Origin of the sequence: Calidithermus terrae, from assembly GCF_003574345.1 — a bacterium.
Lineage (GTDB): Bacteria > Deinococcota > Deinococci > Deinococcales > Thermaceae > Calidithermus > Calidithermus chliarophilus.
In genome coordinates this window covers 1-11880 of record NZ_QXDL01000131.1, presented here as the reverse complement: position 1 = coordinate 11880, position 11880 = coordinate 1, and the positions used below count along the sequence as shown (strand labels likewise).

The window sequence follows — 11880 nt, the reverse complement described above, 5'->3', positions numbered from 1 at the left end:
GGATAAACCCTCCCCGCCGGCGGGGGGGGGACGGGGGTGGGGTCAACCACACGCCACAGGCCGCTAGCCACCAGCCACGGGCCTTCAGCTGACGGCTTACCGCTTCCTACCCCCGGCCCCTCCCTCATTCGTGCACTAGCCCCAAACTTAACCCCGAATCCCGACTAGACTACTAGAGATTCTGGGGTGGAGGCCCTATACTCTTATTGCTATTGGTAACGGTTTGCAATAAGCAGTCGGCGGCCGAACCTCACGGAGGAAAATACAGATGGCAAACCAGCTCGAGATCAAGAACCTCTACGCTTCCATCGAAGGCGGCGAAGCAATCCTCAAGGGCGTGAACCTGGTGGTCCCCAAGGGGCAGGTCCACGCCATCATGGGCCCCAACGGCGCGGGCAAGAGCACACTGGGCAAGATCATCGCCGGGGACCCCAGCTACACCGTCGAGAAGGGCGAGATCCTCGTAGACGGCGAGAACATCCTGGAGATGGAGCCCGACGAGCGTGCGCGCAAGGGGCTGTTCCTCGCCTTCCAATACCCCGTCGAAGTGCCCGGCGTGACCAACGCCAACTTCCTGCGCCTGGCCCTGCAGGCCAAGAAGGGCGAGGAAGTGGGCGTGATGGAGTTTTACGGCAAGCTGCAGAAGGCGCTGGAGGTGCTCGAGTGGGACGAGAGCATCCTCACCCGCTACCTCAACGACGGCTTCTCGGGCGGGGAGAAGAAGCGCAACGAGATCCTGCAGCTCATGGTGCTCGAGCCCACCTACGCCATCATGGACGAGACCGACTCCGGCCTCGACATCGACGCGCTCAAGGTCGTCGCCAAGGGCGTCAACGCCATGCGCGGCCCCGGCTTCGGCGCGCTGGTCATCACCCACTACCAGCGCCTGCTCAACTACATCGTCCCCGACGTGGTGCACGTGATGGTGGACGGCCGCATCGTGACCTCGGGCGGGCCCGAGCTCGCGCTCAAGCTCGAGGCCGAGGGCTACGAGTGGGTCAAAGAACTCGCCGTGGCTGGGAGCTGACCCGCACAAAGAGCCGGCAAGGACCACAAAGCTAGGAGGTGAAAAGGGAAAAAGGTCAAAAGGGAAAGCTAAGGGCTTCACCGCGGCTTTTCACCTTTTCGCCTTTTCGCCTTTTCGCCTTCTGGCTCTACCCGGAGGAACCCAAAGATGTCCGATAACTTCGATGTTGCCACCATAGGCAGCGAATACAAATACGGCTTCGTGGACGAGGTCAAGCCGGTCTTCAAGGCCGAGAAGGGCCTGAGCCGGCGCGTGGTCGAGGCCATCAGCTACCACAAGGGCGAGCCGCAGTGGATGCTCGACTTCCGGCTGAAGGCGCTGGAGATCTTCGAGTCCAAGCCCATGCCCAAGTGGGGCGGCGACCTCTCGGGCCTCAACCTCGACGAGATCTACTTCTACGCCAAGCCCACCGACAAGCGCGACGCGCGCAGTTGGGAAGAGGTGCCCGAGGAGATCCGCCAGACCTACGAGCGGCTGGGCATCCCCGAGGCCGAGCGCAAGGTGCTCGCCGGGGTGGGCGCGCAGTACGACTCCGAGATGGTCTACCACCAGGTCAAGGAGGAGCTGCAGCGCCTGGGCGTGATCTTCGTGAGCATCGAGGAGGGGCTCAAGCACCACGAGGACCTCTTCCGCGAGTACTTCGCCACGGTGATCCCCCCCGAGGACAACAAGTTCGCCGCGCTCAACAGCGCGGTGTGGTCGGGCGGGAGCTTCGTGTACGTGCCCAAGGGCGTGAAGGTGGACCTGCCCCTGCAGGCCTACTTCCGCGTCAACACCGCCGAGCTCGGCCAGTTCGAGCGCACCATCATCGTCGTGGACGAGGGCGCCGAGATGCACTACATCGAAGGCTGCACCGCGCCCACCTACTCCACCGACTCCTTCCACTCCGGCGTGATCGAGATCATCGTCAAGGAGGGGGCCAAGAGCCGCTACACCACCATCCAGAACTGGTCGCACAACATGTACAACCTCGTGACCCAGCGCGCGCTGGTGCACAAGGACGCCTACCACATGTGGCTCGACGGCAACCTCGGCTCCAAGCTCACCATGAAGTACCCCTCCTCCTACCTCATCGAGGAAGGGGCCCGCTCCGACATCCTCTCCATCGCCTTCGCCGGCAGCGGCCAGCACCAGGACGCGGGCGGCAAGCTGATCTTCGCCGCCTCCAACACCGGCGGCAGCATCGTCTCCAAGAGCATCTCCAAGGGCTCGGGCCGCTCGTCCTACCGCGGCCTGATCAAGGTGTACGAGGGGGCCAAGAACGTCAAGGTCAACGTCGAGTGCGACGCGCTGCTCATCGACGAGGAGTCGCGCACCGACACCTACCCCTACATGGAGATCGAGGACGACACCGCCAGCGTGGGCCACGAGGCCACCGTGAGCCGCCTCAACGACGAGCAGATCTTCTACCTGCAAAGCCGCGGCCTGCCCGAGGACGAGGCCGCCGCCCTGATCGTGCGCGGCTTCATCGAGCCCGTCGCCAAGGAGCTGCCGCTGGAGTACGCCGTCGAGCTCAACCGCCTCATCGAGCTCGAGATGGAAGGCTCGGTGGGCTGAAGCCCGCCCCTGGCCGGTATCCGGCGGCGAACCCCACCGCCCCCGGCTACCCGCTACACGCATGTCTTGTGGAGAAACGATGGAGCTGACCTCAACCCTATCGCGCGACCTCGTGCTCGAGGTCTCCAAGAAGCTGCTCGAGCCGCAGTGGCTTCTCGAGCAGCGCCTGGCCGCCTGGGAAACCTTCGCCAAGCTGCCCTACCCCACCACCCGCACCGAGGAGTGGAAGTACACCGACGTCACCGAAGTCCCCTTCGAGGAGCTGGCGCTCGAGCTGCCCGCCGGCGCCCCCCTGCGCTCGCGCGAGGAGCTCCCCGAGGCCGTGCAGGCCCGCATCGCCCAGGCCGACCTGGCGGGCTTCGCGGTGTTCGTGGGGCCCGAGATGGTCTACGCCGAGCTGCCTGAAGAGCTCACCCGGCAGGGCGTGGTGCTCACCAGCCTGCACCAGGCCCTGCGCTCGCACCCCGAGCAGATGCGGGCCGCGCTGTTCAAGGCCGTGAACTGGTCGGACCTGGTGGGCACCCAGCAGCACCGGCCCGAAAACAGCAAGCTCCCCGCGCTGAACGCGGCGCTCTTCACCCACGGGGTCTTCCTCTACGTGCCGCGCGGCGTGGAGTTCAGCAAGCCGCTGGGCGTGTTCAAGTACCTCGAGGGCGGGCGGCTCTCGGCGGGCCGCACGCTCGTGGTGGGCGGGGCCAACAGCCAGGCGGTCTACGTCGAGGAGTACGTCTCGCCCGCGCGGGTGCCGGCCTCGGTGAACCTCTCGGCCACCGAGATCGTGCTGGACAGCGGGGCCAAGGTGCGCCACGCCCACGTCCAGACCCTGGGCGAGGGCTTCTACCACTTCCACCGCCAGCGGGCCCACCTCGGCCGCGACGCCGCGCTCAACGACCTCGTCGTCAACATGGGCGCCACCCTCAGCCGCGCCGACGTGCAGTCGCAGATGCTGGGGGCGGGCTCGTACTCGGAGATGCTGGGCCTGTACTTCACCGCCGGCAACCAGCACGTAGACCACTACACCCTCCAGCACCACGTCGCCGACCACGCCTACTCCGACGTGCTCTACAAGGGCGCGGCCAAGGACCGAAGCCGCACGGTCTACGCCGGGCTGATCAAGCTCGAGCCCGGCGCCCAGAAGACCGACGCCTACCAGACCAACCGCAACCTGCTGCTCTCCCCCGACGCCCGCGCCGACAGCGTGCCGCAGCTCGAGATCGGCGCCAACGACGTCAAGTGCTCGCACGGCTCCTCCACCGCGCCCGTGGACGCGACGCAGCTTTTCTACCTCATGAGCCGCGGCCTGCCCAAGCACGTCGGGCAGCAGATCCTGGTCAAGGCCCACCTCGCCGACGTGCTCAGGCGCATCCCGCTCGAGGCCCTGCGCGCGCACATCGAGGGGATCATCGAGGAGAAGGTCAAGCTTTAATGCCTAACGCCGAACGTCGAAGGCCGAACGCCAGAGAAGCTCAGGGTTTTGGCGTTTAGCGTTGGGCGTCAGGCGTTCGACTTCGCTATGTGGATCCCCGTCGCCACCCCCCAAGACTTCGTGAACGGCCGCCTGGTGGTCAAGGTGGAGGGCGAGAAGACCCCCGTTCTGCTGCTGCTGGTGGGCGAGGAGGTCTTCGCCATCTCCGACATCTGCACCCACGACAAGAACCCGCTCTCCGACGGGCCGCTCGAGGGGCACACCATCAAGTGCACCCGCCACGGCGCCCGCTTCGACATCCGCACCGGCAAGCAGACCATGCCCGCCCCGCGCCCGGTGAAGGCGTACAAGGCGAAGCTGGAGGGCGGGAAGGTCTGGCTCGAGGTCTAGCTTTCCGCCGGCCCCCGACCGGCCCTAACCCGGACCAAAAGCTCCGACAAAAGTCCCCGGCCCCCTTGCCTAAGCTGAAGGGGGCCAGCCCACACCGCCCCCGCCGAGCGCGGGTAGAATTGGGCAAGCCCTCCACAGCCCCTGAAGGGAGACCACCATGCCCCTTACCCTCGAGTCCGTCCGTCAGGACTTCCCGCTGATCGCGGGGAGGCCCGACCTGGTGTACCTCGACTCCACCGCCAGCAGCCAGAAGCCCCAGGCGGTGCTCGAGGCGATGTCGCGCTTCTACCGCGAGTCCTACGCCAACGTGCACCGCGGGGCCTACGCGCTCTCCTTAGCCGCCACCGACGCCTACGAGCAGGCCCGCCACACCCTGGCCCGCTTCATCGGGGCACAACCCGAAGAGGTCATCTTCGTGCGCAACACCACCGAGGCGCTCAACCTGGTGGCCTACGCCTGGGGCCTGCACCACCTGCGCGAGGGCGACGAGATCCTGCTCAGCGAGATGGAGCACCACGCCAACCTGGTGCCCTGGCACCTGGTGGCCCGGCGCACCGGCGCCCGCATCAAGGCCATCCCCGTCACGCCGGAGGGGCGGCTCGAGCTCGCCGCGCTGGACGAGCTGCTCACCGAGCGGGTGCGGGTGGTGAGCCTGGTGCACATGTCCAACGTGCTGGGCACGGTCAACCCGGTGGCCGAGGTCGCGCGGCGGGCCAAGGCGGTGGGGGCGCTGGTGGTGGTGGACGGGGCGCAGTCGGCCCCGCACCTGCCCGTGGACGTGAAGGCCCTGGGGGCCGACTTCTTCGCCTTCTCCGGGCACAAGATGTGCGGCCCGACCGGGGCCGGGGTGCTGTGGGGCCGCGCCGAGGTGCTGCACGACCTCCCGCCCTTCCTGGGCGGGGGGGACATGATCGTCGAGGTCCACCTCGACCGCTCGACCTACGCCAAGCCGCCCCAGCGCTTCGAGGCCGGCACCCCGCCCATCGCCGAGGCCATCGCCCTGGGCGCGGCGGCCGAGTACCTGATGGGGGTGGGCATGGAGCGCGTCTGGCAGCACGACCGGGCGCTGCTCGAGCACTGCCTGGCCCGCCTGGACGCCGAGCTCCCCGAGGTGAAGACCTTCGGCCCGCGCGGGGAGGACCGGGGCGGGGTGGTGGCCTTCAGCCTGGGCGGCCTCCACGCCCACGACGTGGCCTGCGCCCTCGACCAGTACGGCATCGCGGTGCGGGCCGGGCACCACTGCGCCCAGCCCCTGCACCGCAAGCTGGGCCTGGCCTCGACCGCCCGCGCGAGCTTCTACCTCTACACCACCTTCGAGGAGGTGGACCGCTTCGTCGAGGGGCTCAAGCAGGTGCGGGGGTTCTTCAAGGACTGGCTGTAGGGGGTGCGCGTGAGCCTTCTCGAGGAGCTGTACAAGGAGATCCTGCTGCGCCACTACAAGCGGCCCCTCAACTTCGGGGGGCTGGAGAACCCCACCGTGCGCCAGCCCGGCGTCAACCCCTCCTGCGGCGACAGCCTCGAGCTCGAGCTGCGCCTGGAGGACGGCCGCGTAGCGGAAGCCGCCTGGAGGGGCCAGGGCTGCGCCATCAGCATGGCCTCGGCCTCGCTGATGAGCGAGCTGATCAAGGGCCAGACCCTGCCGCAGGCGCTCGAGCTCGCCCGCAAGTTCAAGGCTATGGTCGTGGAGGGGGCCGAGCCTGCGCCCGAGCTGGGCGACCTCAAGGCGCTGGCCGGGGTGCACAAGCTTCACGCGCGGGTCAAGTGCGCCACGCTGGCGTGGAACGCGCTCGAGGAGTCTTTGCAAAGGCATTTATAACCTTCTGAACCTGACTGACATGACCCTACCCTACGCCCCTCGGGACACTCGGGCGTGGAGCCCAAAGCTGTAGAAGGCACCGCCCCTGCTGTACCCCCAGACCTACACCGCCTTGCAGCAGCCTCAACGCACCCGAGAGTAACCAGGATGGACTTGGGGCCCACCAATGCCTGCCTGCGCCTGTAGGAGCTTATGAGGGGTAGCAGCGGCAGGAGGCAACTGAGAGCGGCTCCCGCGAATACCTGCCACGGCAATGTGTGTCGTGGCAGGTAAAACACTCACCTGAGTACCGTCGCGCACTGCGGCTTCACTGGGATCGGCGGGCGTTCGTGGAAGACGGGGTGAGATGCCATTCTTCTCGGGACGGCGCTTATGGGCCGTCCCTTTTCCTTTATCCCGCCCTGAATGTCAAACCCATAAACGGGATTTTCTTTGCTTTTGGTTTATTGGATTGTATTGTAGTAGCGGCTAAGGCTTACTTATGAATCAGATTATAGACAGATACATTGCAGGTACTTCCACCGTATTTGGAGTGGTGGAAGTCACTCTCGACACAGTATATCAGGCGAGAGCGGATGGCTTAGCTTTAGCGGGGATCCCTCCAGTCATATTTTTAACACTACACCGATACCAAAAAACCTCTTGCATGTAAGGGAAGTGTTGAGGCGTGAACTATGGGGGAGTCGTCGTCAAGCAAGACGTGGGCCAAGGGGTATCTCAGGTTGTTAGGGACGGCAATTCCGCTGATTCTCGGTACGGGGTACCTGGCCATCTTGGAATTTATTGACAGGGTAATGCTGTCGTGGTACTCGAAGGACGCGGTCGCGGCTGTCACGCCTGCGAGTGTCTCGAGCCTGGCCTTAATCAGCTTTTTCATGGGTATCTCAGTCTACGTCGGAACATTCGTAGCTCAGTATCTGGGCGCGGGCCTCAAAGGGAAAATTGGCCCCTTCTTTTGGCACGGTGTCTACCTCAGTGTGCTGGGGGGAGTGCTCGTCCTGCCTTTTGCCCTCCTCTCCCCTTCTATCTTCGCAGTCATTGGACATGCGCCACAGATCCAAGCTCTGGAGGCCGAGTACTTCCACATCATATGCTTGGGTGCAGTCTTTCCCATCATGAATGCCTTCCTGATGAGTTTTTTCTCAAGCATCGGCAGACTGGGTGTTGTGGTGGTATCTATCCTTGCGGCCGTAGTAGTGAACATTACTCTGGGGTACGCCCTCATTTTCGGTAAGCTGGGTGCCCCAGAGATGGGCGTCGCGGGGTCCGCCATTTCGACGGTGTGTGCTTCCACTGTCAGTCTGGCGATCTACGCTGTGTACCTCCTGCTTGGAACGGTAAAGAAGGAGTATGATCTCGCGAGGTCGGCGCGCCTGGATCTGCGACTGCTCGCCTCCATCCTGAGGTATGGCGTTCCGAACGGAATTCAATTCTTTCTCGACGTCATCGGCTTCACGGTCTTCCTCCTCATCGTCGGCAGAATCGGCGTAAACGAGCTAGCGGCATCCAATATCGTCCTCAACATCAACAACATCGCCTTCATGCCAATGTTCGGGATCGGGATGGCGATCTCCATCCTGGTTGCGGAGCGGATAGGTGCAAGGGATCATGCAGGCGTAAAAGTGATCGTCAACCAGGGTTTAGTCATCGGGCTGGCTTATGTGGGAACCATCGCCGCCATCTACTTCTTCGGTCCTGGTGTCTTAATCCAACCTTTCACACTCGGTCACGGCGTCATACAAGACCCAAGCGTTCTCGATCACACCAAAAGCATCCTTGCCCTTGTTGCGTTGTACTCCCTGTTTGACGCGGTCGGCATCGTCGTGTCCAACGCGATCAAGGGGGCGGGGGACACGAGATTCGTTATGGTCACAAACTTAATCGGTACGGTTTTCGTGCTGATTATGCCTACCTTTATCCTCGTCGAAGTCTTCGAGGTCGGGGTGTTCTCAGCATGGGTCGTGTTCACGGCAACAGTGATCGTGATGTGTGCTGTGTTCTGCCTGAGGTACCTGTCTGGAAGGTGGAAGACGGTAACCCTCGTCAATCGTCTCGTTTGACCGCTCCCAAACCGTGACCGAACATGTCCAGACCGCTGCTACTGTTCGCCCCGGCTACGTATAACCTGGCCGAGACCACGAGGGCGATTGATACTGGATTCAAAAAGATAGCCTCTGGGTCTCTTTGGTTTGATGACTATCTTTTTGAATCCGGTATAACAGGCAGCGTGTGTAGATTCAGAAGACCTCAGGCAAAAGCGGGGAAGTACGGCAGAGGGACAAAAGGCAAGCAGGGGGTTAGGAGTTGGGTGGTCACCGCCACGCTTGCAGGCGCAATTCACGTCCCTGCCAATCTATACAGGCTGTGCCCTGCGGCAGATCCCGGGCGGTTTTGAGGTCTAGTCCTCCTCCTCGCGGAATTGCAGCTCGTAGAGGTCGCGATACAGGCCGCCCGCCGCCAGCAACTCCTCGTGGGTGCCCTGCTGCACCACCCGGCCGTCCTCGAGCACCACGATCACGTCGGCGCGGCGCACCGTGGAGAGGCGGTGGGCGATGACGAAGGTGGTGCGGCCTCGCATGAGGGTCTCCAGGGCCTCCTGCACCAGCATCTCCGACTCGGAGTCGAGGGAGCTGGTGGCCTCGTCGAGGATGAGGATGCGGGGGTTCTTGAGCAGCGCCCGGGCGATGGCGATGCGCTGCCGCTGCCCGCCCGAGAGCTTGACGCCGCGCTCGCCCACCAGGGTGGCGTAGCCTTCGGGGAAGGCGCTGATGAACTCGTGGGCGTTGGCGGCCTTGGCCGCGGCCACGATCTCGGCCTCGCCGGCCCCGGGGCGGCCGTAGCCGATGTTCTCCGCGATGGAGCCGGAGAAGAGCAGGGTCTCCTGCGGCACGGTGCCCACGTGCGTTCGCAGCTCGCGCAGGGAGACCTCGCGCAGGTCGAGGCCGTCTACGGTGATGCGGCCGCCGGTCACGTCGTAGAAGCGGGGGATCAGGGCCACCAGCGTGCTCTTGCCCGCGCCGCTGGGGCCCACGACGGCCACCACCTGGCCGGGCCTGGCCTCGAGGCTCACCCCCCGCAGCACCTCCCCCCGCTCGCCGTAGGCGAAGCGCACGTCCTGGAAGCGCACGTGCCCCTGTACCGCGCCCAGCGGCTTGGGGTGGGCGGGCTCGGGCAGGTCGGGGCGCTCGTCGAGGAGCTCGAAGATACGGCTGCTGGCCCCCAGCGCGCTCTGGAGCTGGGTGAAGATGCCGGTGAAGGTGCCCACCGTGGCCGCGATGTTGAAGGTGTAGAGCACGAAGGTGAAGAGCTGGCCGGGCCCGATCTCCTTCAGCGCCACCAGCCGCCCGCCGTACCACAGCACCAGCCCCAGCGCGGCGAAGATGGCGAAGAAGACGACGGGGTTGAGCACCGCCCCCAGCAGCGCGCGGCGCATGGCGACCCGGAAGGAGTTGCCGATGAGCTCGCCGTAGCGCCGGGCCTCCTGCGGCTCGGCCGTGAAGGACTGCACCACCCGGATGCCCGAGAGGGTCTCCTCGGCGCGGGCGTTGGCCTCGGCCACGCGGTCCTGGAACTCCTTGGAGGCCCGCCGGATCATGCGGCCCAGGAAGATCGCGGCCAGGATCACCACCGGCACCACCGCCAAAATCAGCGCGGTGAGCTTCCAGTTGGTGAGGAAGAGGATCGCCAGGGTGCTCACCAGCACCAAAGGCTGGGTGAAGAGCTGGACGAGGGTGCTCGAGGCCACCGCCTGCACGGTGGAGATGTCGGAGGTCAGGCGGCTGGTGATGTCGCCGGTCTTGTTGCGCTCGAAGAAGCGCGGGGAAAGGGTGAGCAGGTGGGCGTAGAGCGCCTTGCGCAGGTCGGCCACCACCCCCTCGCCCGCGCGGGCCACCAGGTAGCTCTGCACCCCGCTGAAGACGGCCTGCCCCGCGAAGACCCCCAGCAGCACGAACAAGAGCTGGTCGAGGCGGGCGAGGTTGGCCTCGAGGAAGGACACGTCGATGAGGCGGCCGACCACCTGGGGAAAGAGCAGGTTGAAGGCGGTGGAGACCAGGCTGGCGAGCCCGGCCACCACCAGGCCCCAGCGGTAGGGCCTCGTGTAGGCCAGCAGGCGGCGCAACTGGCCCAGGTCGCGGCGGCTGGGGGGGCGGGCGGGCTCGCGGCGGCTGCGCGGCAGCGAAAACATGAGCGCATTCTAGCCCTTCCCCACGGCTCAACCCGCACCCCGGACACGGTTGGTAGACTGGCCCTCGTGAATTACGGCGAGTGGGTCTTGCTGCAGGACCGGCGGGGGCGCAACTACCTCTTCCGCCTGAAGGAGGGCGGCAGCTTCGACACCCAGCGGGGCTCCGTCCGGCACGAGCAGGTGCTGGGGGCCGGCTACGGCCGCACCGTCGCCACGCCGCAGGGCGAGCCCTTCACCGTGCACAAGCCCACCCTCGAGGACTACGTGCTCCACATGCCGCGCGAAGCCACGCCCACCTACCCCAAGGACGCCGCCACCATCGCCTTCCTGCTCGACCTGGCCCCGGGGATGCGGGTGCTCGAGGCCGGCTCGGGCTCGGGCGGCCTCACCCTCTTCCTCGCCCGCGCGGTAGGGCCCGGCGGGGAGGTCTGGAGCTACGAATCGCGCGAGCGCCACCAACAAAAGGCCCGCCGCAACCTGCAAGCCTTCGAGGACTGGCACAACGTCACCTGGGTGCTGGGCGACTTGGCCGAACTCGAGCCCCCCGCCGAACCCTTCGACGGCGTCGCCCTCGACCTGATGGAGCCCTGGGTCGTCCTCCCCGCCCTCACCCCCGCCCTCAAGCCCGACCGCTTCCTGGTGTGCTACCTGCCCAACCTCACCCAGGTGGTCACCCTGCTCGAGCACCTCAAGGCCCAGGCCCTCCCCTACCTCCACGAGCGAACGCTCGAGGTCATCCACCGCGAGTGGGACGTGCGCCCCCCCATCGCCCACCCCAAGTTCCAACAGGTCGGCCACACCGCGTTCCTGGTGCAGTTGCGGCGGCTGGCGGGGAGCGGTAAGCCCTAAGCACGTCGGAAAAAGGGCGGGCCCCGTGCCCGCCCCTACAGAAGGCGTTTCGCGTCTTGCGTCTGGCGTCTTGCGTACGACGTAGGACGTACGACCCTGTAAGGTAGACCTATGACCGGAGTCGTGCTGCTCCACGCCTTCCCCTACCCCACGATGTGGGGGCCGCAGCTCGAGGTGCTCCAGCCACGCTACCCCGTCATCGCGCCCGACTACCTGGGCAAGCCCCTCCCCGAAGCCGCCTCGCAGGTGCTGCGGGAGATGGACTGGCTCAGGTGGGATAAAGCCGTGCTGGTGGGGCTTTCGATGGGCGGCTACCTGGCCTTCGAGCTGTGGCGGCAGGCGCCGGAGCGCGTGGGCGGGCTGGTGCTGGCCGGCACCCGCGCGGGGGCCGACGACGAGCCGGGCAGGCTCACCCGCACCCAGCAGGCCGAGCGCGTGCGGGCGGAGGGGCTGGCCTGGCTGCCCGAGGCCTTGCTGCCCAAGCACCTGGGCAAGACCACCCGCGAGCACGAGGCCGAGATCGTGCAGAACGCCGCGCAGATGATCCTCGCCAACGAGCCCGAGCCGGTGGCGCGCAGCCTCGAGGCCCTGCGCGAGCGCCCCGACTCCACCCCCACCCTCCCCACCAT

The 11880-nt window shown here is 65.8% G+C and carries 11 protein-coding genes; 10 read left to right on the top strand and 1 reads right to left on the bottom strand.

The window, feature by feature from the left end; translation table 11 throughout:
- Positions 1–268: 268 nt before the first annotated feature.
- The 8 genes from sufC (at position 269) to Mterra_RS21965 (ending at position 8611) form a co-directional block, all read left to right on the top strand.
- Positions 269–1027 carry a Fe-S cluster assembly ATPase SufC gene (sufC, locus tag Mterra_RS14125; protein WP_119315761.1) on the top strand — a complete coding sequence of 253 codons (759 nt, stop codon included), beginning with the start codon at positions 269–271 and terminating at the stop codon, positions 1025–1027.
- A gap of 147 nt (positions 1028–1174) precedes the next feature.
- Positions 1175–2584, top strand: a complete 1410-nt coding sequence (sufB, locus tag Mterra_RS14120) for a Fe-S cluster assembly protein SufB (protein ID WP_119315760.1) — start codon at positions 1175–1177, stop codon at positions 2582–2584.
- Between the two features lie 79 nt (positions 2585–2663).
- Positions 2664–4010 (top strand): Fe-S cluster assembly protein SufD, encoded by a 1347-nt coding sequence (gene sufD / locus Mterra_RS14115; protein ID WP_119315759.1) that lies wholly within the window; start codon positions 2664–2666, stop codon positions 4008–4010.
- An 87-nt stretch (positions 4011–4097) separates the two neighbouring features.
- Positions 4098–4400 (top strand): non-heme iron oxygenase ferredoxin subunit, encoded by a 303-nt coding sequence (locus Mterra_RS14110; protein WP_119315758.1) that lies wholly within the window; start codon positions 4098–4100, stop codon positions 4398–4400.
- Positions 4401–4557: 157 nt separating this feature from the next.
- The gene (locus Mterra_RS14105; RefSeq protein WP_119315757.1) at positions 4558–5781 is read left to right on the top strand and encodes a SufS family cysteine desulfurase; all 1224 of its coding nucleotides are present in this window, start codon (positions 4558–4560) and stop codon (positions 5779–5781) included.
- A gap of 9 nt (positions 5782–5790) precedes the next feature.
- The gene (gene sufU / locus Mterra_RS14100) at positions 5791–6216 is read left to right on the top strand and encodes a Fe-S cluster assembly sulfur transfer protein SufU (RefSeq protein ID WP_119315756.1); all 426 of its coding nucleotides are present in this window, start codon (positions 5791–5793) and stop codon (positions 6214–6216) included.
- Between the two features lie 674 nt (positions 6217–6890).
- The gene (locus Mterra_RS14095) at positions 6891–8276 is read left to right on the top strand and encodes an MATE family efflux transporter (RefSeq protein WP_119315755.1); all 1386 of its coding nucleotides are present in this window, start codon (positions 6891–6893) and stop codon (positions 8274–8276) included.
- A 23-nt stretch (positions 8277–8299) separates the two neighbouring features.
- Positions 8300–8611 (top strand): hypothetical protein, encoded by a 312-nt coding sequence (locus Mterra_RS21965; protein WP_147372801.1) that lies wholly within the window; start codon positions 8300–8302, stop codon positions 8609–8611.
- 3 nt (positions 8612–8614) lie between these two features.
- Here Mterra_RS21965 and Mterra_RS14090 read toward each other — a convergent pair whose 3' ends face one another.
- The gene (locus tag Mterra_RS14090) at positions 8615–10402 is read right to left on the bottom strand and encodes an ABC transporter ATP-binding protein (RefSeq protein WP_119315754.1); all 1788 of its coding nucleotides are present in this window, start codon (positions 10400–10402) and stop codon (positions 8615–8617) included.
- A gap of 66 nt (positions 10403–10468) precedes the next feature.
- Between Mterra_RS14090 and Mterra_RS14085 the strand changes: the two genes are divergently transcribed.
- Positions 10469–11251, top strand: coding sequence for a tRNA (adenine-N1)-methyltransferase (locus Mterra_RS14085; protein ID WP_119315753.1), 783 nt, complete (start codon positions 10469–10471; stop codon positions 11249–11251).
- 111 nt (positions 11252–11362) lie between these two features.
- Positions 11363–11880 (top strand): alpha/beta fold hydrolase (locus Mterra_RS14080; RefSeq protein WP_119315752.1); only part of this gene is annotated, 518 nt, incomplete at its 3' end.